Origin of the sequence: Cellulomonas sp., assembly GCF_965229465.1 — a bacterium.
In the GTDB taxonomy this organism is placed as follows: domain Bacteria; phylum Actinomycetota; class Actinomycetes; order Actinomycetales; family Cellulomonadaceae; genus Cellulomonas.
Genome location: NZ_OZ245882.1, coordinates 3,456,932 through 3,476,948 on the forward strand (window position 1 = coordinate 3,456,932; position 20,017 = coordinate 3,476,948).

Consider the following 20,017-nt stretch of genomic DNA (forward strand, 5'->3'; position numbering starts at 1 on the left):
AGACGACGACCGCGGCACCGCCCGCCCGCCGCCCCCGCCGGCGGCTCGGGGACCTGATCGTCCCGGTGTTCGCCGCGCTGGCGTTCGTCTACCTCATGGTGCCCGTCGCGTACACGGTCATGTTCTCGTTCAACGACGCCGGCAAGACCAACCTGGTCTGGCGCGGCTTCACGCTGGACAACTGGCAGAACCCCTGCGGTGCGCCCCAGGTGTGCGAGGCGTTCGCCAACTCCCTCCAGGTGGGCGTCGTGTCGACCCTCGTCGCGACGGCCCTGGGCACGCTGGTGGCGATCGCCCTGGTCCGGTTCCGGTTCCGGGGCCGCGCGCTGACCAACCTGCTGATCTTCCTGCCGATGTCCACGCCCGAGGTGGTGCTCGGCGCTGCGCTGCTCGCGCAGTTCCTCACGCTGCGGGTCCCGCTCGGCTTCGGCACGGTCGTCGCGGCGCACGTGCTGTTCTGCATCAGCTTCGTCGTCGTCACGGTCAAGGCCCGGGTCTCCAGCCTGGACCCCGCGCTCGAGGAGGCCGCGGCCGACCTGTACGCGTCGCCGTGGCAGGCGTTCTGGCGCGTCACGTTCCCGCTGCTCATCCCGGGCATCGCCGCCGCCGCGCTGCTCGCGTTCAGCCTGAGCTTCGACGACTTCATCGTCACCAACTTCACGTCGGGCTCGTACACCACGTTCCCCAAGTTCGTGTATGTGTCGGCCACCCGCGGGATCCCGCCGCAGGCCAACGTCATCAGCTCGTTCATGTTCGTCCTAGCCCTGGCTATCGTCGTGCTGGTCCAGGTGCTCGGCTACGCCCGGAGCAAGCGGCTCTCGGCGCCGCGAACGACACAGTGAGGTCGGAGGCGACACTCGTGCGGATCCTGGTGGTCGGCAGCGGCGGGGTGGGCGACGCGGTCGCCCGGATCGCGGCGCGTCGGCGGTTCTTCGAGCGGCTGGTCGTGGCGGACGTGGACCTCGGGCGCGCGCAGCGCACGGTCGAGGCGGCGAGCGCGCACGACGTCGTGGGTGGCCGGTTCGCGGCCGCCGTGGTCGACGCGTCCAGCGCGTCGGCGGTCGAGGCTTTGGTCCGCGAGCACGGGGCCACCCACGTGCTCAACGCGGTCGACCCTCGGTTCGTCCTGCCGATCTTCGAGGGAGTGCACGCTGCCGGCGCGCACTACCTGGACATGGCGATGTCCCTGTCCCACGCCCACCCGGAGCGCCCGTACGAGCTGCCCGGTGTGAAGCTGGGCGACGAGCAGTTCGCCCGGGCCGGGACGTGGGAGGCCGACGGGCAGCTGGCGCTGGTCGGCATCGGCGTCGAGCCCGGGCTGTCGGACGTCTTCGCGCGGTACGCCGCCGACCACCTGTTCTCCGCGATCGACGAGCTGGGGGTGCGCGACGGCGCGAACCTCGAGGTGCTGGGCGACGACGGCGAGCCGATCTTCGCGCCCTCGTTCTCCATCTGGACCACCATCGAGGAGTGCCTCAACCCGCCGGTGATCTGGTCGGCGGACCGCGCGGAGGCCGGTTCGGGGCTGGAGGACGGCTGGTTCACCGTGGCGCCGTTCCACGAGCCCGAGGTGTTCCGGTTCCCGGACCCGATCGGTGACGTGGAGTGCGTGCACGTCGAGCACGAGGAGGTGCTCTTGATGCCCCGCTGGGTGGACGCCCGGAAGGTGACGTTCAAGTACGGGCTGGGCGAGGAGTTCATCGGGGTGCTCCAGACGCTGCACCGCCTCGGCCTGGACAAGACGGAGCCCGTGACGGTCCGGGGCGTCCAGGTCAGCCCACGGGACGTCGTCGCCGCCTCCTTGCCGGACCCGGCCACGATCGGCCCGCGCATGACCGGGTCCACGTGCGCCGGCCTGCTGGTGACCGGCACCGGCACCGACGGCGCCCCGCGCGAGGTGTACCTGTACCACCTGGTCGACAACGCCTGGTCGATGGCCGAGTACGGCGCCCAGTGCGTCGTGTGGCAGACCGCCGTCAACCCCGTCGTCGCGCTCGAGCTCCTGGCCGCGGGCACGTGGAGCGGGACCGGCGTGCTCGGCCCGGAGGCGTTCGACCCGGTCCCGTTCCTCGAGCTGCTCGCGGCGCCCACCCCGGAGGGCTACGGCTCCCCGTGGGGCCTGGAGGAGCGCGTCCCGTCCTAGCGGGCGCGGAGCGCGTCCTCGAGCACGGTCAGCGCCTCGTCCAGCAGGTCGTGGCCGATGACCAGCGGCGGGAGCAGCCGCAGGACGTTGCCCCAGGTGCCGCACGTGAGGACCAGCACCCCCTGCGCCGCACAGGCAGCCGCGACCCGCTGCGCCGCCGCCTTGTCGGGCTCGAGCGTGCCGGGCCGGACCAGCTCGAGCGCGAGCATGGCTCCGCGGCCGCGCACGTCGGCGATCGCCGGGACATCGTGCTGGAGCGCGGTGAGGCGAGGCAGGACGGCGGCCTCGATCGCCCGCGCGGCACCGGCGAGGTCGTCGCGCTCGTAGATCTCGAGCGAGGCCAGCGCGGCCGCGCACGCGAGCGGGTTGCCCCCGAACGTGCCGCCGAGGCCGCCGGCGTGCACGGCGTCGAGCAGCTCGGCGCGCCCCGTGACCGCACCGAGCGGCAGGCCGCCCGCGATGCCCTTCGCCAGGGCGACGAGGTCGGGGACGACCCCCTCGTGCTCCATCGCGAACATGGCACCCGTCCGGGCGAACCCGGTCTGCACCTCGTCGGCCACCAGCACGATGCCCTTGTCTGCCGCCCAGGCGGCCAGCGTCGACAGGAACCCGGGAGCCGGCACGACGAACCCGCCCTCGCCGAGGATCGGCTCGACGACCAGTGCGGCCACCTGGTCCGCGCCCACCTGGCGCTCGGCGACGTCGATCGCGCGCAGCGCGGCCTGCTCGCCGGTCATGCCCCCCGGGTCGCGCAGCGGGTAGGACGCGGGGACCCGGTAGACCTCGCCCGCGAACGGTCCGAAACCCGTCTTGTAGGGCATGGCCCGCGCCGTCATCGCCATCGTGAGGTTGGTGCGCCCGTGGTACGCGTGGTCGAGCACCAGGACCGCGGGGCGGCCCGTGGCGCGCCGGGCGATCTTCACCGCGTTCTCGACGGCCTCCGCGCCGGAGTTGACCAGCACCGACCGCTTGTCGTGGGTGCCGGGCGTCACCCGCGCGAGCCCCTCGCACACGGCGACGTACTCCTCGTACGGGCTGATCATGAAGCAGGTGTGCGTGAAGTCGGCGGCCTGCGCGGCGACGGCCGCGGTCACCTCGGGCGCGCTGGCGCCGACCGACGTCACGGCGATGCCGGAGCCCAGGTCGATGAGCACGTTGCCGTCGACGTCCTCGATGACCGCCCCCGAGGCCCGCGCCACGTAGACGGGGAGCGTGGACGACACGCCCGCCGCGACCGCCGCCGCACGCCGCACGCCCAGGGCGACCGAGCGGGGACCCGGGATCGTCGTGCGCAGGACGCGGCGCTGCTCTAGGGGGGACGCAGGGAGGGAAACGGTGGTCATGAGGGGACGCTAGTGCCGATCTCGTGCTCGGGAAAGCATCGCGCGACGAAATCCGCCGACCGGTGGTGGGAGCACCGCACCCCGCCGATCGGGTGGTCAGGGCGCGCGTGCAGGAGGTTCCCAGGGAGACAGGGGAAGATGGCCCCGCGCGGGTCGACGACGGCCCCGCCCTGGCGCGTGCGCGCAGGTTCCTGACGGAGGGGTCGATGGCGTACCTGGTCGCTGTGCTCATCGTGGTCGTCGTGCTGCTGCTGTCGATCGGGCTGCACGAGGTCGGGCACATGGTGCCCGCCAAGCGCTTCGGCGTGCGCGTGAGCCACTACATGATCGGCTTCGGACCCACCCTGTGGTCGCGTACCAGGGGGGAGACCGAGTACGGCCTCAAGGCGATCCCGCTCGGCGGCTACGTGCGGCTCGTGGGCATGTACCCGCCCGACGCGGCCGTCGGCAACCCGCCCGCCCGCACGTGGCTGGGTCGGCTGGCCAAGGACGCCCGCCAGGCCAGCGCCGAGGAGATCCTGCCCGGCCAGGACGACCGCGCCTTCTACCACCTGTCGACCCCCAAGAAGCTGGTCGTCATGCTCGGCGGCCCGGTGATGAACCTCGTCATCGCGTTCGTGCTCATGGCAGTGGTGCTCCTCGGCTTCGGTCTGCCCACGTACACGCCGCACCTCGCCGGGGTCTCGCAGTGCGTCCTGCCGGCCGACGCGCCCGCGACGAGGACGTGCACGTCCTCCGACGTCGCCGCACCCGCAGCCGCCGCCGGGCTTGAGCCCGGGGACACGGTGGTGTCCTTCGCCGGCACCGAGGTCACGTCCTGGGACCAGCTCTCCGGCCTGATCCGCGGCACCGGCGAGGAGGCCGTCCCGGTCGTCGTCGAGCGCGACGGCGAGCTGGTCGACCTCACCATCACGCCGATCGTGGCCGAACGTCCGGTCTACGACGCGAACGACGAGCCGGTCCTCGACGCCGCCGGCGACGCGGTGACCGAGCCGGTCGGCTTCCTCGGCATCACTCCGTCGCAGGAGATGGTCCGGCAGTCCCCGCTCAGCGTGCCCGCGGCCGTCGCCGACACCACCTGGCAGACGATCACGGTCGTCGCCACGCTGCCCAGCCGCGTCGTGGACCTGGTCCAGTCGCAGGTCAACGACACGCCCCGGGACGAGACGAGCATCATCGGTGTGGTCGGCATCGGTCGGTTCGCAGGGGAGATCGCCACGACGGACGGCATCGGCTGGCAGCTCAAGGCGGCCTCGCTGCTCCAGATGCTCGCCGCGCTCAACATCGCCCTGTTCGTCTTCAACCTGATCCCGCTCCCACCGCTCGACGGCGGCCACGTCGTCGCGGCTCTGTGGGAGGGTGCCCGGCGCCAGGTCGCGCGCGTGCGCGGACTGCCCCGGCCCGGCCCGTTCGACTCGGCCAAGCTGGTCCCGCTGGCGTACTCGGTGTTCATCCTGCTCGGTGCCGTGGGCCTGCTGCTGATCTACGCGGACATCGTCAACCCGGTGCAGATCTGATCCGTGAGGGCCCCGGGGTGATCTCGTGCACACCGGGCCCTCTGGAGCGGGCGCCGGACCGGCCGGGTGCGATGATGACCAGGTGAGCATCCCGATCAGCCTCGGCATGCCGGAGGCGCCCCCCTTGGTCCTGGCACCCCGGCGCAAGACCCGCAAGATCAAGGTCGGAAAGATCGACGTCGGCGGCGACGCCCCGGTGAGCGTCCAGTCCATGTGCACGACGCAGACGACGGACATCAACTCGACGCTCCAGCAGATCGCCGAGCTGACCGCCGCCGGCTGCGACATCGTGCGCGTGGCCGTGCCGACGCAGGACGACGCCGACGCGCTGCCCGCGATCGCGCACAAGTCGCAGATCCCGGTGATCGCCGACATCCACTTCCAGCCGAAGTACGTGTTCGCCGCCATCGACGCCGGCTGCGCCGCGGTCCGCGTGAACCCGGGCAACATCCGCAAGTTCGACGACCAGGTCAAGGAGATCGCCCGCGCGGCGACCGATGCCGGCACGTCGATCCGGATCGGCGTCAACGCCGGCTCGCTCGACCCGCGGCTGCTGGCCAAGTACGGCAAGGCCACCCCGGAGGCTCTGGTCGAGTCGGCCGTGTGGGAGGCGTCGCTGTTCGAGGAGCACGGGTTCCGCGACTTCAAGATCTCGGTCAAGCACAACGACCCCGTGATCATGGTCCGCGCCTACGAGCTGCTCTCCGAGCGCGGCGACTGGCCCCTGCACCTCGGCGTGACGGAGGCCGGCCCCGCGTTCCAGGGCACCATCAAGTCCGCCACCGCGTTCGGCGCGCTGCTGAGCAAGGGCATCGGCGACACCATCCGCGTGTCCCTGTCCGCGCCGCCGGTCGAGGAGGTCAAGGTCGGCATCCAGATCCTCCAGTCGCTGAACCTGCGTCCGCGCAAGCTGGAGATCGTGTCCTGCCCCTCCTGCGGTCGTGCGCAGGTCGACGTGTACTCGCTCGCCGAGCGCGTCACGGCGGGCCTCGAGGGCATGGAGGTGCCGCTGCGCGTCGCCGTCATGGGGTGCGTCGTCAACGGTCCCGGCGAGGCCCGTGAGGCGGACCTGGGCGTCGCGTCCGGCAATGGCAAGGGACAGATCTTCGTCAAGGGTCAGGTCATCAAGACCGTGCCCGAGGCGCTCATCGTCGAGACCCTGATCGAGGAGGCCATGCGCCTCGCGGAGAGCATGGACCCGGTCGAGTCGGGCGACGGTTCACCCGTCGTCACCGTCGGCTGAGGGTGTCCGCACCCAACGTTCACTCGATCGACGTGTCGGAGATCGGGTGAACCGGACGCCCGTGGTGCAGGATCTACCCATGGTGCAACGCCGCGCTGCTCTGCTCGATGGTCGGGCCGGAGGTCGGGTCCTCGGTGACGTCGACCTCGAGAGCGCCCTGGCCGTCTGTGCCCGGGACGCGGTCGGCTCCGTGCTGGCGACGGCGCGGCTCGAACAGGCTGTCGGACGGACCCTGCGGGCCGCCGGTGGAACCATCTGGGGGTACGAGGAGGACGGCGAGCTCCTCGCGGTCTGCTTCGCCGGCGCGAACATGGTCCCGGTCGTCCCCGTGGACGACCCGCGCGTCGTGAGCCGGGCGCTGGACGCCTTCGCCGGGCTCGCGCGCGGGCAGGGCAGGCGCTGCTCGTCCATCGTCGGCCCCGCCGACGCCGTGCTCGGCCTGTGGGGCCGGCTACGGTACTTCTGGCCCGCGGCCCGCGAGGTCCGCGACGACCAGCCCTCGATGGTGATCGAGCACGCCCCTCTGGTGACGGCCGACCCGCGCGTGCGCCGGTCCCGGCCCGAGGAGTTCGACGTCGTGCTGCCGGCATGCGTGCGCATGTTCACCGAGGAGGTCGGCTACTCGCCGGTCAGCGGCCCGGGCGGACCGTACGAGACCCGCGTGCACGGACTGATCGCCCAGGGCCGGTCGTTCGTCCGCATCGACCCGTCGGCACCCGTCTCCGACCGGCGGCTGGCACGCCGACCCGCGGCGGACGTCGTGTTCAAGGCCGAGCTCGGCGCGGTCGCCGGGGGCGTGGCCCAGGTGCAGGGCGTGTGGGTAGCCCCCGACCGGCGCGGCGAACGGCTCTCCGAGGCGGGGATGGCCGCGGTGGTGCAGATCGCCCGCGGCGAGGTGGCGCCGCTGGTGTCGCTGTACGTGAACAGCTACAACGAGCGGGCGCTCGCGGCGTACCGCGCGGTGGGCTTCCGGCAGGTCGGCACGTACGCGACCGTCCTCTTCTAGCGCTGACCTTCTGGCGCTGACCCTCAAGCGCTGACGCTTACCGCAGCAGCCTCGACATCCGCCGGTCCGCCAGCGGCTTGCCGCCGGTCTGGCACGTGGGGCAGTACTGGAGCGACGAGTCCGCGAAGGACACCTCGTGCACCGTGTTCCCGCACGGCACGTCGTTCCAGCCCGGGCAGGGCTGGCCCGTCCGGCCGTGCACCTTCATCCCGCGCCGCTTGGCGTCCTTGAGCTCGGCGGCGGGCTTGCCGGACGCCGATCCCACCGCCCCCGTGAGCACCTCGCGGATCGCCTCCCAGAGGACTCGGGTGCGGTCGGCGTCGAACGACCTCGTCATCGCGAAGGGGCTCATCCGGGCGGCGAGCAGGATCTCGTCCGAGTAGGCGTTGCCGATGCCCGCGATCGTCCCCTGGTCGCGCAGCAGCCCCTTGACCTGCTGGTTCCGCGACGCGAGCAGCTCGGCGAGGCGGTCCTCGGTGAACTCGTCGGACAGCGGCTCGACGCCGAGCGTCGCGATCTGCGGGACGTCGTCCGGAGCCTCGACCACGTGCACCGCCAGCCGCTTGCGGGTGCCCGCCTCCGTCAGGTCGAAGCCCGAGCCGTCGTCGATGCGCACGCGCAGCGCCAGCGGCGACTTCCCGGGTCGGACAGGGTTGGTCGACAGCTGCTCGGACCAGCGCACCCAGCCCGCGCGCGAGAGGTGCCAGATCAGGTGCAGCGGTTCGCCGGTCGGGGTGGCGACCATGACGTCCAGCCACTTGCCGTGCCGCTGCACGTCCACGACGGTCCCGCCGACCAGCGCGTCCGGCGCCGGGCGGAACGTCTTCAGCGCACTGATGGCGCCGACCGACACCTCGGTCACGGCGTGGTCCACCATCCGCCCGCGCAGGAACTGCGCGAGCGCCTCGACCTCGGGCAGCTCCGGCACGAGCACCATCCAACCCCACGAAATCGCGTACGGCCCATGGATCGCGGGCAACTAGGCTCCGTGCATGCTCATCCGCCTGTCCCAGCTCTTCTTCCGCACGCTGCGTGAGGACCCGGTCGACGCCGAGGTCGCCAGCCACCGGCTGCTCGTGCGCGCGGGCTACATCCGCCGCGCCGCCCCCGGCATCTACTCCTGGCTGCCGCTGGGCCTGCGCGTGCTGGCCAAGGTGGAGCAGGTGGTCCGCGAGGAGATGGCCGCCGCGGGTGCGCAGGAGGTGCACTTCCCGGCGCTGCTGCCCCGTGAGCCGTACGAGGCGACCGGACGCTGGACCGAGTACGGGCCGAACATCTTCCGGCTCAAGGACCGCAAGGGCGGTGACTACCTGCTCGCGCCGACGCACGAGGAGATGTTCACGCTGCTGGTCAAGGACCTGTACTCCTCGTACAAGGACCTGCCGCTCGCGCTCTACCAGATCCAGACGAAGTACCGCGACGAGGCGCGTCCGCGCGCCGGGCTCATCCGTGGTCGCGAGTTCATCATGAAGGACGCCTACTCGTTCGACATCGACGACGAGGGGCTGGCGGCCTCCTACCAGTCGCAGCGGGACGCGTACGAGCGGATCTTCAGTCGGCTCGGCCTCGAGTACGTCATCGTCGCCGCGACGTCCGGCGCCATGGGCGGCTCGCGCTCGGAGGAGTTCCTCACCCCCACCGCGATCGGCGAGGACACGTTCGTGCGCTCGCCGGGCGGCTACGCGGCGAACGTCGAGGCGGTCACCACCGTGGTGCCGGACGCGATCCCGTTCGACGACGCCCCGGCCGCGCACGTCGAGGACACCCCGGACACGCCGACCATCGACACCCTGGTGGCGGTCGCCAACGAGCGGTTCGCGCGTCCGGACCGCCCGTGGGCCGCCGCGGACACGCTCAAGAACGTCGTCCTCGCCCTCGTGCACCCGACCGGCGAGCGCGAGCTGCTCGTGGTCGGCCTGCCCGGCGACCGTGAGGTCGACCTCAAGCGGCTCGAGGCCGGGGTCGCACCCGCCGAGGTCGAGGCTGCCGGCGACGCCGACTTCGCCGCGCACCCGGAGCTGGTCCGCGGCTACCTCGGCCCCGGGGCAGTTGGCCCGAACGTGCTCGTGGCGGACGGCGCCGAGCGCACGGCGGTCCGCTACCTCCTGGACCCGCGCGTCGTCGCGGGGACCCGGTGGATCACCGGCGCGAACGAGCACGGCAAGCACGTGTTCGACCTGGTGGCAGGGCGGGACTTCACCGCCGACGGCACGGTCGAGGCGGCCGAGGTGCGCGCCGGCGACCCCGCGCCGGACGGCTCCGGCCCGCTCGAGCTGGCGCGCGGCATCGAGATCGGCCACATCTTCGCGCTCGGGCGCAAGTACGCCCAGGCGCTCGGCCTCACCGTGCTGGACCAGAACGGCAAGGCGCAGGTGGTGACGATGGGCTCCTACGGCGTCGGTGTCACCCGCGTGCTCGCCGCCCTGGCGGAGGCCAACAACGACGAGCGCGGGCTGGCCTGGCCCGCGCACGTCGCACCGGCGCACGTGCACGTGGTCGCCACGGGCAAGGACCCGGCCGTGTTCGAGGCCGCCGACGCGCTCGCCACCGAGCTCTCGTCGCGCGGGATCGAGGTGCTCTACGACGACCGCCCGGGCAAGGTCTCGCCCGGCGTGAAGTTCGCCGACGCGGAGCTGCTCGGTGTCCCGCTGGTGGTCGTCGTCGGACGCGGGCTGGCCGAGGGTGTGGTCGAGGTGCGCCCGCGCGTCGGCGGCACCACCGAACAGGTGCCGGTCGCCGAGGCGGCCGACCGGGTGGCTGCCCTCGTCGCCGAGCTGCTCGCCGGCTGACGTCGCCGGCGTCAGCCGGTCGGCTGCTGCGCCCGCTCCGGCAGGCCCGGGAACGGGACGTGCGCCGCGCCCCACGTGGCGGCGTCGGCCGTCGCGCGGCGCAGCCCAGCGATGAGCGAGGACCGGCTGCCCGGTTCGGCCTGGGCGACGGCGTTGGCGTACGCGTCGGCGACGGCGGTCTCCAGCGTGCGCGCGAGGGCGGCGGACGCGGCGGGGTCGTCGAGCCCGGCGGGCAGCGCGTAGGACGCGCGGCGGGGGTCCTGCGCGGACCCGTCGATGCCGGCGGCGGCCGCCCAGTCCTCGCTCGTGGCGCGGTGCGCTGCCGCCGCGGCGCGGGCAGCCGTGCGCTGGTCGCCCGAGAGCTTGGCGGCGATCACCTCGAACCCGTAGCCGGCCTCGTCGTGCACCAGCGCGAGCACGCCGACGTCGCCGGTGGTCAGACCGTCGACCCCAGTGGTCGCCGTCGTGCCCGCCGGGGTCGGTGCGGGATCGGTCGCGGCGGGTGCCTCGTCGGGCGCGAGGGCCGGCACCGGGGCGCCGGTGGCGCCGGCCAGGCGTTCGGTGAGCTCCCCACGGGACGTGGCGACCGACGCGATCAGTCGAGCGAGAGAGCCGTCGGGCACCGCGTCCGCGTCGGTGAGGGCCGTGCGGGTCGCCGCCGCCAGCTGCTCCAGCACCTCGGCGACCGAGCCGGTGGTCGGGGGGCTCGCTGTGGGGGAGTCCGTGGGGGTCGGCAGGCCGGAGACGTACACGCCCCCGAGCTGGTCGGCATGCTGGTCGGAGTACCCGACGACGTCCGCGAGGACCGGGGCGACCGGCTCCACCGCGCCGTCGGGGAGCAGCGCCGCCGCCGACGCAGCGGCCGACAGGGCCGCCGAGTCGGCGACCGTCCGGGCGCGGATCTGCTCGAGAGCGTCCGGGCTGGGCTCGACCGGGGGCGGGGTCTCGGCCCGCAGACCGCACGCCGCGAGGGTGAGAACCATCACGGCCACGGCGAGCACCCGGGCCAGCGGGCGCGCGAGATCGTGCCGCGCTGCGAGGTCCCGGTCGGTGCTCATCGCCGGTGATCCTGCCATGCCGCCGGGGCGCGGCCGTCGGGCACGCCCGGACTCGTTACTGTGGTCCCACAACATCACAGGGTCGCAACGTCGCTCGCCGACGACCCGCTGGACCGACAGGAGGCTGACATGGTCGCGCCAGCACACGCAGAACGGGTCCGGCGCGTCGTGGAGCCTGCCGTCGTGGCCGGGGGTCTCGTGCTCGAGGACGTCACGGTGCGCAGGACCGGTGCGCGGTCGGTGGTCGAGGTGGTCGTCGACGTGACCGAGGACGACGAGGGCGGTCTGGACCTGGAGCGCGTGGCCGAGGCGACCCGTGCGGTCTCCGACGCCCTCGACGCGGCCGACGTGATCGTCGGCGAGTACACGCTCGACGTGATGAGCCCGGGTGTGTACCGCCCGCTGACGGAGCGCCGCCACTTCACGCGCGCCGTCGGGCGCATGGTCACCCTCACCCTGACGGACGGCACCAAGCTGGCGGGCCGGATCACCGAGGTGGACCGCACCGGCCCGGACGGCGACGCCGTCGTGGTCATGCCGGTGACGCCGGGCCGCAAGGGACGCAAGCCGGTGGTGGGTGACCCGGTCCGCGTGCTCCTGACGGGTGTGCGCGAGGCGCACGTCGAGGTGGACCTGTCGGGCATCGGCCCTGTGGACGACGACGAGGCCGGGCGCGACGCCGCCGGCGAGGAGAGCTGAGATGGACATCGACATGCAGGCGTTGCGGCTGCTCGAGCGCGAACGGGAGATCAGCCTCGACGTGCTGGTCTCCGCGATCGAGCAGGCGCTGCTGTCCGCCTACCACCGCACCCCGGGTGCTCAGGCGAAGGCCCGGGTCGAGGTGGACCGCAAGACGGGCCACGTGACCGTGTGGGCGCGCGAGGCGGCGCCTATGGGGGAGCCCGACGACGAGGGCATCATGCCGCCGCCGGGTCCGGACGGCCCCGAGTACGACGACACCCCCGACGGCTTCGGCCGGATCGCGACGGCGACGGCGCGCCAGGTCATCGTGCAGCGCCTGCGCGACGCCGAGGACGACCAGGTGCTCGGCGCGTTCCGCGGCAAGGAGGGCGAGGTGCTCGGCGGCGTCATCCAGCAGGGCCGGGACCCGCGCACGGTGCTCATCGACGTCGGTGGGACCGAGGCCGTCCTGCCCGCGCACGAGCAGGTGCCCGGTGAGGAGTACGTGCACGGCGACCGCATCCGCGGCTACGTCCTCGAGGTCGCCCGTGGCCAGCGCGGACCGCAGGTGACCCTGTCCCGCACGCACCCGAACCTGGTGCGCAAGCTCTTCGAGCTCGAGGTGCCCGAGGTCGCCGACGGCACCGTCGAGATCACCGCCATGGCACGCGAGGCCGGCCACCGCACCAAGATGTCCGTCCGCGCGACCGTGGCGGGCGTCAACGCCAAGGGTGCCTGCATCGGGCCGATGGGTGGTCGCGTGCGCGCCGTCATGGCGGAGCTGCACGGCGAGAAGATCGACATCGTCGACCACGCGGACGACCCGGCCGAGATGATCGCCCACGCGCTCTCGCCGGCCCGGGTGCTGTCCGTCACGGTGGTCGACCCGGTGGCCCGTGCCGCGCGGGTCGTCGTGCCGGACTACCAGCTGTCGCTCGCCATCGGCAAGGAGGGCCAGAACGCCCGCCTGGCCGCGAAGCTGACGGGGTGGCGCATCGACATCCGGTCCGACGCCGAGGTCCCGGGGGAGAGCGTGTCGCAGGGCGCCCCCGGTGCTCGCGACGGTGCGGACGGCAGTGAGTGACCTCACGAGTGACGCCGCCGGAGCCGCGGCGCGGTAGACTTGCTGCGGCTGGGCCGGATGTCCGGCTCCTCCCGTCGAGCCGGCGGACCCCACAGACACTCGAACGTGTCTCTGGCATGGGTCCGGTGCGCACGTGCGTGGGGTGCCGAGCCACCGGCCCGAGGTCAGCCCTGCTGAGGGTGGTCGCTGTCACCGAGGGTTCAGTCGAACTTGTCGTGGATGTCGCTCGCCGGATGCCGGGCAGGGGGGCATGGCTGCACCCCGATCCTGGATGTCTGGAGAAAGCCGAACGCCGACGTGCGTTCGGGCGCGCCCTGCGAGCTGCAGGGCAGCCCGACACGAGCGCGGTCCACCGCCACCTCGAGGCCCAGGAGCAGGACGTCGTCGGGTAGTTCCCGGCGGCGAGGCCGATCGTCGATACGGAAAGCGGGTTGGAAGCCGATGGCTGCCCGATGAGCACGCACCGATGAGTACCCAGCGATGAGTACCCAGCACTAACGACGGTCCGACCCTGTCCGGGCGGACCGAGACAGGAGAGATGTGGCCAAGGTCCGCGTCTACGAGCTCGCCAAAGAGCTCGGGGTCGACAGCAAGACCATCATGACCAAGCTGAACGAGTTCGGTGAATTCGTCCGCTCGGCATCCTCGACCATCGAACCGCCGGTCGTCCGCAAGCTGCGGGACACCTACCCGGTCGGTGGCGGAGGTTCCGCCCCCGCAGCAGCGCCTGCCCCGAAGGCACCGGCACGCCCGGCGCCCGCCCCGGCCGCTGCCGCCCCCACTGCACCCGCACCCGCTGCACCGGTCGAGGCCCCGCGCCCCGCACCTGTCGCGGCTGCGGCCCCTGCCGGGCCGGCTGCCCCCGCAGCTCCGGCACCGGCACCGGCAGCGCGTCCGGCCCCGGCCGCCGCGCAGGCGCCGGCCGCTGCAGCTCCGGCCAGCCCGGCCGTCCGTCCCGGACCGCGTCAGGCCCCGCCTGCCGCACGCCCGGGCAACAACCCCTTCGCGCCGTCCCAGGGCATGCCCCGTCAGGGCGAGCGCCCCGGCGGCGGTGCCCCGCGTCCCAGCGGCTCGCGGCCCGGCAACAACCCGTTCGCGCCCTCGCAGGGCATGCCGCGTCCGGGCGACCGTGACCGTCGTCCCGCCGCCACCGAGGGTGCTCCGGCCGCCTCGGCCGGCGAGCGTCCCGGCGGTCCCCGTCCCGGCGGTCCCCGCCCGGGTGGTCCTCGCCCCAACCCCGGCATGATGCCGGGCAAGACGTCCAGCGGTGTCGGTCGTCCCGGCGAGCGTCCGGCCGGCCCCGGTGGCCGTGGCGGACCCGGCGGTGCCGGTGGCGGTGCGCGCGGCGGCTACGCCGGTCGTCCCGGCGGCGGTGGCGGTGCGCCCGGTGGCGCTCCCGGTGGTGGCGGCGGTTTCGCCGGTCGTCCCGGTGGCGGTGGCGGTCGTCCCGGCGGTGCCGGTCGTGGCAGCACGCAGGGTGCGTTCGGCCGCGCAGGCGGTCGTCCCGTCCGCGGTCGCAAGTCGAAGCGTGCGAAGCGTCAAGAGTTCGAGCAGATGCAGGCCCCCTCGCTGGGTGGCGTGCAGGTTCCCCGTGGCAACGGCAAGACCACCATCCGCCTGCGCCACGGCTCGTCGCTGAACGACTTCGCCGACAAGATCGACGCCAACCCGGCCGCGCTGGTCACGGTGCTGTTCCACCTCGGTGAGATGGCAACGGCGACCCAGTCGCTGGACGAGGACACGTTCGGCACGCTGGCCGAGGAGCTCGGCTACATCATCGAGATGGTGTCGGCCGAGGAGGAGGACCGCGAGCTGCTCGGGGCCTTCGACATCGACCTGGACGCCGAGCTCGAGGCCGAGGGCGACGACGACCTGACGGCGCGGCCCCCGGTCGTCACCGTCATGGGTCACGTCGACCACGGAAAGACCAAGCTCCTCGACGCCATCCGTCAGACGGACGTCGTCGCGGGCGAGGCCGGCGGGATCACGCAGCACATCGGTGCCTACCAGGTGCACACCACGCACGAGGGCATCGACCGTGCCGTCACGTTCATCGACACCCCGGGCCACGAGGCGTTCACCGCCATGCGTGCCCGTGGTGCGCAGGTGACCGACATCGCGATCCTCGTGGTCGCGGCGGACGACGGCGTGATGCCCCAGACCATCGAGGCGCTCAACCACGCCCAGGCGGCCGGTGTGCCGATCGTGGTCGCGGTCAACAAGGTGGACAAGGAGGGGGCCAACCCCGCCAAGGTCCGCCAGCAGCTCACCGAGTACAACCTGGTGGCCGAGGAGTACGGCGGCGACACCATGTTCGTCGACGTCTCCGCGAAGTCGCTCACGGGCATCGACCAGCTGCTCGAGGCGGTCCTCCTCACGGCGGACGCTGCCCTCGACCTGCGGGCAAACGCCGACAAGGACGCCCGAGGCGTCGCCATCGAGGCGAACCTCGACAAGGGGCGCGGTGCCGTGGCAACCGTCCTGGTCCAGTCCGGCACGCTGAACGTCGGCGACTCGATCGTCGCCGGCACGGCGTACGGCCGCGTCCGCGCGATGTTCGACGAGCACGGCGAGCCGGTCCTCGTGGCCGGGCCGTCGCGTCCGGTCCAGGTGCTCGGCCTGACATCGGTGCCCCGCGCCGGCGACACGTTCATCGTGGCCCCGGACGACCGCACCGCGCGTCAGATCGGCGAGAAGCGCGAGGCGGCCGAGCGTGCCGCCCTCCTGGCCAAGCGTCGCAAGCGCATCAGCCTCGAGGACTTCACGCAGGCGCTCCAGCAGGGCAAGGTCGAGACCCTCAACCTGGTCCTCAAGGGCGACGTGTCGGGTGCCGTCGAGGCACTCGAGGACGCGCTGCTCAAGATCGACGTGGGCGAGGAGGTCGAGCTGCGGGTCATCCACCGTGGGGTGGGTGCCATCACGCAGAACGACGTCAACCTGGCCACCGTCGACTCGGCGATCATCATCGGGTTCAACGTCAAGTACGCGGAGCGCGTCGAGGAGCTGGCGGACCGCGAGGGCGTCGACGTGCGCTTCTACTCGGTCATCTACCAGGCGATCGACGACGTCGAGGCTGCTCTCAAGGGCATGCTCAAGCCGGAGTACGAGGAGGTGCAGCTCGGTTCCGCCGAGGTGCGCGAGGTCTTCCGGTCCTCGAAGTTCGGCAACATCGCCGGGTCGATCGTCCGGTCGGGCCTCATCCGACGGAACACGAAGGCTCGCGTCACGCGCGGTGGCAAGGTCGTCGGCGACAACCTGACGATCGAGTCGCTCAAGCGGTTCAAGGACGACGCCACGGAGGTCCGCGAGGGCTTCGAGTGCGGTATCGGCCTGGGGTCGTTCAACGACGTCGAGATCGGCGACACCATCGAGACCTGGGAGATGCGCGAGAAGCCTCGCGCCTGACCCAGTGATCACCGACCGCAGGGCGGGCGAGGAACCCTCCTCGCCCGCCCTGCGGTCTCTCCACGAGGAAGGATCGTCCGATGGCGGACACCGCCCGCGCCCGCAAGCTGTCCGAGCGCATCCAGCAGGTCGTCGCGCAGATGCTCGACACCCGTATCAAGGACCCGCGTCTGGGGTTCGTCACGATCACCGACGTGCGCGTGACCGGTGACCTCCAGCACGCCGACGTCTTCTACACGGTGCTGGGCGACGACGCCGCACGCACCGACTCGGCCGCAGCGCTCGAGAGCGCGAAGGGCATCATCCGGTCCGAGGTCGGCAAGCAGACCGGCATCCGGTTGACGCCGTCGCTGGACTTCTACCTCGACGCCCTCCCGGACACGTCCGCACAGCTGGACGCGGCGCTGCTGGAGGCCGCCCGGCGTGACCGTGAGGTGGCCGCTCTGGCCGCCCAGGCGAGCTTCGCCGGTGACGCCGACCCGTACAAGAAGGCGGACGACGAGAACTCAGCCGCGGACGAGGACTGACGACCGACGACCGACGACACGCACGACGACGCCCCCGAGGAGAGATCCTCGGGGGCGTCGTCGCTTGCTCAGGCGGTCTCGCGGCCCGTGCCCCGTGGCATCCACAGCAGCACCATGAGGGCGCCCAGCCCGGTGACCGCGGCAGCGACCAGGGCGGCCGGCTGGAGTCCCGCGACGTAGCCGTCGGGGGTGAGCGTGCCGTCGGACGCGGTGAACACCGCGACGAGCGCGGCGACGCCCAGCGCGCCGCCGATCTCCCGGATCGTGGCGTTCACGGAGCTCGCGGTGCCGTGGTCGTCCGGGGCCATGTCGAAGAGCACCGCGGTGGCGCTGGGGGCGAAGGTCAGTCCCATGCCGATCCCCGCGAGGGCCAGGCCCGGCACCAGGTCGGCATACACGAGCCCATCTATGCCGACGACCAGGCCCTGCCACGCCAGCCCGGCCGCCTGGAGGGCGAGACCCGCCGTGAGCAACGGGCGGACACCGATGCGGGGTGCGAGCATCCCCGCGATCGGGGCGAAGATCATGGGCGCGGCGGTCCAGGGCAGGGTGCGGATGCCGGCCTCCAGCGGGGTGAAGCCCATCCCGATCTGGAGGTACTGCGCGAGCAGGAAGACGAGTCCGAACACCCCGAACGAGAACGCCAGCGCGCTGCCGTTGGCCACGGCGAACGACCGCACGCGGAACAGGCGCAGCGGGACCAGCGGGTGGTCCGTGCGGGACTCGCGGACCAGGAAAGCGCCGAGCAGCAGGACGCCGAGGACCAGGCCGCCGACCACGCGGGTGGAGCCCCAGCCGTCGTCGTTGCCGCGCACGATCGACCAGACGAGCGCGAGGATGCCGGACCCGGCGAGCGCAAGACCGGCCAGGTCGAGCGGCTGACGCCGGCCGCGCGACTCGGGCAGTGCCCAGAGCACGAGCGGGATGGCGACCACCGCGACCGGGACGTTGATCCAGAAGATCGCCTCCCACGAGATGCCGTCCACCACCGCGCCGCCGATCACCGGGCCGAGCGCCACGCCGAGGCCGGAGGTGGCTCCCCAGATCCCGATCGCCATCGCACGGCGGGCGGGAGGCACAGCCGCGGCAAGCAGCGTGAGGGACAGCGGCATGATGGCCGCCGCGCCGGCACCCTGGAGCGCGCGCGCCGCGATGAGCATCTCGGCGCTGGTGGACAGCGCGGAGGCGATGGACGCGAGCGCGAACACGGCGATGCCGGCGACGAAGACCCGGCGGCGGCCCCACCGGTCGCCGAGCGTGGAGGCCGCGATCATGAGCGTCGCGAAGCTGAGCGTGTAGGCGTTGACCATCCACTGGAGCTGCTCGAGCGAGGCGGACAGCTCGGTGCGCAGGACGGGGAGCGCGGTCGTCATGACGAGGTTGTCGAGGGTGGCCATGAACATGGGGACGGAGGCCGCGATCAGCGCGATCGCGGTGCCCCGTCGGCGCCCGGAGGAGGGCGGCGCAGCCGGTGGCAGGGGGACCTGGGCCGGTGCCGGCATCGTGACGGTCACGGGAGCTCCTTGTTGGCATTGATTGATTACTAACAAGGGAGACCGTAGGCATCGACTGATAACATGTCAACCATGTCTTCCGACCAGATCACGCAGCTGCCGGCGAAGAGGCCGACCCAGCGCATGTCCGGCGTCCAGCGGCGCGAGGAGATCCTCGTCGCGGCGCGGACCGTCTTCGCCGAGCGCGGCTACGCCGCCAGCACCGACGAGGTGGCCCGCGCGGCTGGCGTGTCGCAGCCGTACGTCGTGCGCCTGTTCGGCACCAAGCGCGAGCTGTTCCTCGAGGCCTACAAGGTGGCCAGCGCGCAGATCGTCGAGGCCCTGACGGCCGTCCCTGCGGGGCCCGACGCCGCGATGCGGATGGGGGACGCCTACATCGGCCTGCTCGCCGACCGCGACCTGCTGCGGATGGTCATGCACGGCTTCATCGCAGGCGCGGACGACGAGGTCGGGCGCGTGGCGCGGCACACGCTGGGGGAGGCGTTCCGGCTGTTCCAGGAGCGGTCGGGCGAGGACGAGCAGGCTGCCCGCCTGTTCGTCGCGCAGGGCATGCTCATCAACGTGCTGCTCGCCGTCGACGCGCCCGCGCACGCCGGCGAGGACGCCGGCCTGGACGCCCTGGTGCAGTGCGTCCAGGACGACATCGCCGACCGGCGCACCGCGTGACGCGCGGCGCGGCCGACCGGCAGCCGCGCGAGAGACGGCCCACCGCCGCGGACGGCGTCGTCGTCGTCGACAAGCCCGCGGACTGGACCAGCCACGACGTCGTCGCCCGCATGCGCAGACTGGCGAGCACCCGCAAGGTCGGCCACGCCGGGACGCTGGACCCCATGGCGACGGGGGTGCTCGTGATCGGCATCGGTCGGGCGACGCGGCTGCTCACGTACATCGTGGGGGCCGACAAGGAGTACACGGCGACCATCCGGCTGGGGGTCTCGACCACCACCGACGACGCCGAGGGGGAGACCCTCACCACCGTCGACGCCTCCCACCTCACCGCCGCCGATGTCGAGGCCGGCGTCGCCGGCCTGACCGGAGCGATCCAGCAGGTGCCCAGCGCGGTCTCCGCGATCAAGGTCGACGGGAAGCGGGCGTACGCCCGGGTCCGGGCCGGCGAGGACGTCGAGCTCGCCGCGCGCCCGGTGACCGTGAGCCGGTTCGAGGTGCACGACGTGCGCGCGGCGCGCACGGACGACGGCTCTCCGGTGCTCGACGCCGATGTCACCGTCGTTGTGTCGTCGGGCACGTACGTCCGCGCCCTGGCCCGCGACCTCGGCACGGCGCTCGGCGTCGGCGGTCACCTCACGGCCCTGCGGCGGACTCGCGTCGGCGGCTACGGGCTCGACGTCGCCCGGTCGCTGGACGACCTCGGGGCGCTGCCGATGGACGCGCCGATCGACGTCGTGTCGCTCGCAGACTCCGCGCGCGCCACGTTCCCGGTCAGGGAGCTCACGGTCGACGAGGCGCGCGCCCTGTCGTACGGGCAGGCGATCGGCGTGGTCGACGGTGCGCCGGAGGTGACGGTGGCGGGGATCGACCCGGAGGGCCGGCTGGTCGCGCTGCTGGAGGAGCGGGGCGGCAAGGTTCGCCCGGCCCTGGTGTTCGCGCCCGCCTGAGCCGCGCGTCCGAATCGTTTCGAGCGGTGTTCTGGGGAGCGGTGGGCCCCTAGCCTGCCCGGAGCGTGCCCGCGCCCCACACCGTGGTGGG

17 protein-coding genes are annotated in these 20,017 nt (G+C 72.8%); 13 read left to right on the forward strand and 4 right to left on the reverse strand.

Annotated elements, in window-relative coordinates; all coding sequences use genetic code 11:
- Positions 1–95: 95 nt before the first annotated feature.
- Both ACO06A_RS16395 and ACO06A_RS16400 read left to right on the forward strand, forming a co-directional pair.
- On the forward strand, positions 96–842 hold the full coding sequence (locus ACO06A_RS16395) for an ABC transporter permease (protein WP_421736083.1): 747 nt from the start codon (positions 96–98) through the stop codon (positions 840–842).
- A 17-nt stretch (positions 843–859) separates the two neighbouring features.
- Entirely contained in the window at positions 860–2,143 is a 1,284-nt protein-coding gene (locus ACO06A_RS16400; protein ID WP_421733267.1) for a saccharopine dehydrogenase family protein, read from the forward strand.
- On the opposite strand, the gene gabT is transcribed toward ACO06A_RS16400, so the two are convergent.
- Positions 2,140–3,486, reverse strand: coding sequence for a 4-aminobutyrate--2-oxoglutarate transaminase (gabT, locus tag ACO06A_RS16405; RefSeq protein WP_421733268.1), 1,347 nt, complete (start codon positions 3,484–3,486; stop codon positions 2,140–2,142). The two genes, ACO06A_RS16400 and gabT, sit on opposite strands and share 4 nt — an antisense overlap.
- 206 nt (positions 3,487–3,692) lie before the next feature.
- Between gabT and ACO06A_RS16410 the strand changes: the two genes are divergently transcribed.
- The 3 genes from ACO06A_RS16410 (at position 3,693) to ACO06A_RS16420 (ending at position 7,252) form a co-directional block, all read left to right on the forward strand.
- Positions 3,693–5,003 (forward strand): M50 family metallopeptidase, encoded by a 1,311-nt coding sequence (locus ACO06A_RS16410; protein WP_421733269.1) that lies wholly within the window; start codon positions 3,693–3,695, stop codon positions 5,001–5,003.
- 82 nt (positions 5,004–5,085) lie between these two features.
- Entirely contained in the window at positions 5,086–6,246 is a 1,161-nt protein-coding gene (ispG, locus tag ACO06A_RS16415; RefSeq protein WP_421733270.1) for a flavodoxin-dependent (E)-4-hydroxy-3-methylbut-2-enyl-diphosphate synthase, read from the forward strand.
- A 79-nt stretch (positions 6,247–6,325) separates the two neighbouring features.
- The gene (locus tag ACO06A_RS16420; RefSeq protein WP_421733271.1) at positions 6,326–7,252 is read left to right on the forward strand and encodes a GNAT family N-acetyltransferase; all 927 of its coding nucleotides are present in this window, start codon (positions 6,326–6,328) and stop codon (positions 7,250–7,252) included.
- A 37-nt stretch (positions 7,253–7,289) separates the two neighbouring features.
- Here the strand turns inward: ACO06A_RS16420 and ACO06A_RS16425 are convergent, their stop codons facing one another.
- Positions 7,290–8,180: an Fpg/Nei family DNA glycosylase gene (locus ACO06A_RS16425; RefSeq protein ID WP_421736084.1), complete on the reverse strand. Its 891-nt coding sequence runs from the start codon at positions 8,178–8,180 to the stop codon at positions 7,290–7,292.
- Between the two features lie 64 nt (positions 8,181–8,244).
- On the opposite strand from ACO06A_RS16425, the gene ACO06A_RS16430 reads away from it, so the two are divergent.
- Positions 8,245–10,041, forward strand: a complete 1,797-nt coding sequence (locus ACO06A_RS16430; RefSeq protein ID WP_421733272.1) for a proline--tRNA ligase — start codon at positions 8,245–8,247, stop codon at positions 10,039–10,041.
- An 11-nt stretch (positions 10,042–10,052) separates the two neighbouring features.
- On the opposite strand, the gene ACO06A_RS16435 is transcribed toward ACO06A_RS16430, so the two are convergent.
- Positions 10,053–11,099 carry a DUF4439 domain-containing protein gene (locus tag ACO06A_RS16435; RefSeq protein WP_421733273.1) on the reverse strand — a complete coding sequence of 349 codons (1,047 nt, stop codon included), beginning with the start codon at positions 11,097–11,099 and terminating at the stop codon, positions 10,053–10,055.
- A 129-nt stretch (positions 11,100–11,228) separates the two neighbouring features.
- On the opposite strand from ACO06A_RS16435, the gene rimP reads away from it, so the two are divergent.
- The 5 genes from rimP to rbfA all read left to right on the forward strand — a co-directional run bounded on the left by rimP (position 11,229) and on the right by rbfA (position 16,796).
- Positions 11,229–11,798 (forward strand): ribosome maturation factor RimP, encoded by a 570-nt coding sequence (gene rimP / locus ACO06A_RS16440; protein WP_421733274.1) that lies wholly within the window; start codon positions 11,229–11,231, stop codon positions 11,796–11,798.
- A 1-nt stretch (position 11,799) separates the two neighbouring features.
- Complete coding sequence (nusA, locus tag ACO06A_RS16445) at positions 11,800–12,864, forward strand: transcription termination factor NusA (RefSeq protein WP_421733275.1); 1,065 nt, start codon at positions 11,800–11,802, stop codon at positions 12,862–12,864.
- Between the two features lie 116 nt (positions 12,865–12,980).
- Positions 12,981–13,256: a YlxR family protein gene (locus ACO06A_RS16450; protein WP_421733276.1), complete on the forward strand. Its 276-nt coding sequence runs from the start codon at positions 12,981–12,983 to the stop codon at positions 13,254–13,256.
- 148 nt (positions 13,257–13,404) lie between these two features.
- Positions 13,405–16,269, forward strand: coding sequence for a translation initiation factor IF-2 (infB, locus tag ACO06A_RS16455; protein ID WP_421733277.1), 2,865 nt, complete (start codon positions 13,405–13,407; stop codon positions 16,267–16,269).
- Positions 16,270–16,349: 80 nt separating this feature from the next.
- Positions 16,350–16,796, forward strand: coding sequence for a 30S ribosome-binding factor RbfA (gene rbfA, locus ACO06A_RS16460; protein ID WP_421733278.1), 447 nt, complete (start codon positions 16,350–16,352; stop codon positions 16,794–16,796).
- Positions 16,797–16,864: 68 nt separating this feature from the next.
- On the opposite strand, the gene ACO06A_RS16465 is transcribed toward rbfA, so the two are convergent.
- A complete protein-coding gene (locus ACO06A_RS16465; RefSeq protein WP_421733279.1) occupies positions 16,865–18,310 on the reverse strand; it encodes an MFS transporter in 1,446 nt (481 codons plus the stop codon).
- A 72-nt stretch (positions 18,311–18,382) separates the two neighbouring features.
- Between ACO06A_RS16465 and ACO06A_RS16470 the strand changes: the two genes are divergently transcribed.
- Positions 18,383–18,976, forward strand: coding sequence for a TetR/AcrR family transcriptional regulator (locus ACO06A_RS16470; protein ID WP_421733280.1), 594 nt, complete (start codon positions 18,383–18,385; stop codon positions 18,974–18,976).
- On the forward strand, positions 18,973–19,926 hold the full coding sequence (gene truB / locus ACO06A_RS16475) for a tRNA pseudouridine(55) synthase TruB (protein WP_421733281.1): 954 nt from the start codon (positions 18,973–18,975) through the stop codon (positions 19,924–19,926). The genes ACO06A_RS16470 and truB overlap by 4 nt, the downstream gene beginning before the upstream one ends.
- The last annotated feature ends 91 nt before the right edge of the window (positions 19,927–20,017 follow it).

What these genes read in the sequence shown, in the direction of transcription:
- ACO06A_RS16420 (WP_421733271.1), top strand. Translation starts at nt 6,326, where the DNA reads ATGGTGCAACGCCGCGCTGCTCTGCTCGATGGTCGGGCCGGAGGTCGG.
- gabT (WP_421733268.1), bottom strand. Translation starts at nt 3,486, where the DNA reads ATGACCACCGTTTCCCTCCCTGCGTCCCCCCTAGAGCAGCGCCGCGTC.
- ACO06A_RS16435 (WP_421733273.1), bottom strand. Translation starts at nt 11,099, where the DNA reads ATGAGCACCGACCGGGACCTCGCAGCGCGGCACGATCTCGCGCGCCCG.
- rimP (WP_421733274.1), top strand. Translation starts at nt 11,229, where the DNA reads ATGGTCGCGCCAGCACACGCAGAACGGGTCCGGCGCGTCGTGGAGCCT.
- rbfA (WP_421733278.1), top strand. Translation starts at nt 16,350, where the DNA reads ATGGCGGACACCGCCCGCGCCCGCAAGCTGTCCGAGCGCATCCAGCAG.
- ACO06A_RS16410 (WP_421733269.1), top strand. Translation starts at nt 3,693, where the DNA reads ATGGCGTACCTGGTCGCTGTGCTCATCGTGGTCGTCGTGCTGCTGCTG.
- ACO06A_RS16470 (WP_421733280.1), top strand. Translation starts at nt 18,383, where the DNA reads ATGTCTTCCGACCAGATCACGCAGCTGCCGGCGAAGAGGCCGACCCAG.
- nusA (WP_421733275.1), top strand. Translation starts at nt 11,800, where the DNA reads ATGGACATCGACATGCAGGCGTTGCGGCTGCTCGAGCGCGAACGGGAG.
- ACO06A_RS16395 (WP_421736083.1), top strand. Translation starts at nt 96, where the DNA reads ATGGTGCCCGTCGCGTACACGGTCATGTTCTCGTTCAACGACGCCGGC.
- ACO06A_RS16450 (WP_421733276.1), top strand. Translation starts at nt 12,981, where the DNA reads ATGGGTCCGGTGCGCACGTGCGTGGGGTGCCGAGCCACCGGCCCGAGG.
- ACO06A_RS16430 (WP_421733272.1), top strand. Translation starts at nt 8,245, where the DNA reads ATGCTCATCCGCCTGTCCCAGCTCTTCTTCCGCACGCTGCGTGAGGAC.